The sequence below is a fragment of the Acinetobacter endophylla genome (assembly GCF_053543775.1).
This window is the reverse complement of record NZ_JBLVOM010000110.1, coordinates 1-331: the sequence shown is the minus strand read 5'-3', so window position 1 is coordinate 331 and position 331 is coordinate 1. Positions and strand designations below refer to the sequence as shown.

Genomic DNA, 331 nt, shown 5'->3' with positions numbered 1-331 from the left:
GGGTGATTAAATTGGCGGCGACTAAAGGCTGATCACCCCAATCAAGCGGTAAATCACCCTCTTCACGACGGATTTCATTAATGGTTTTTTGACCGCTTTCAATTAAAGTCTTGTTATTGGCCACACGCGCGGTAAATGAAGCACGAAGCAGATCTTTGATTTTGAACTCGAATTCATAGTCATCCCAATCGGCACGATCCAACAAGTTTAAACGCGCTGATTCTTCAATCCGTTCAAAATAAGGCCGCAGACCAAACTTATAAAAGGCTTCTACAAGTTCGAATATCCCGCTGCCCCAAGTGGTAGATCCATTGGTGTCATTAATCAGTAC

The 331-nt window shown here is 43.5% G+C and carries 1 protein-coding gene; it reads right to left on the bottom strand.

Annotated features, from left to right (window positions below; translation table 11 throughout):
* Window positions 1-331: phage portal protein (locus ACNPNW_RS05505; RefSeq protein ID WP_448766676.1), on the bottom strand; the 331-nt coding region annotated here is incomplete at both ends.